The sequence below is a fragment of the Streptomyces sp. GbtcB7 genome (assembly GCF_019091445.1).
In the GTDB taxonomy this organism is placed as follows: Bacteria; Actinomycetota; Actinomycetes; order Streptomycetales; family Streptomycetaceae; genus Streptomyces; species Streptomyces mirabilis.
Genome location: NZ_JAGXJM010000745.1, coordinates 1 through 231, shown reverse-complemented (window position 1 = coordinate 231; position 231 = coordinate 1). Strand labels below are relative to the sequence as shown.

Genomic DNA, 231 nt, shown 5'->3' with positions numbered 1-231 from the left:
GGGGGGGGGGAAGGGGGGAGGCGCCGGCGGGGGGGCGCCCGGGGGGCCGGGCCGGCGGGCGGCCCGGCCCCTACCCGCCGGGCAAGGGCAACCTGCGCAAGGGCCTCCCGGACCCCTGGTCCCTCATGCTCGGCGAGGGCTGCCTCTTCACCTTCCTGATCCTGATCCTGACCGGCGCCTACCCCCCGCCCTTCTTCGAGCCGAGCGCCCCCGAGGGCGTCTACCCCGGCC

The 231-nt window shown here is 79.2% G+C and carries 1 pseudogene; it reads left to right on the top strand.

Annotated elements, in window-relative coordinates:
• Positions 1-231: pseudogene (locus KVT44_RS57430) on the top strand (ubiquinol-cytochrome c reductase cytochrome b subunit); the annotation flags it as partial.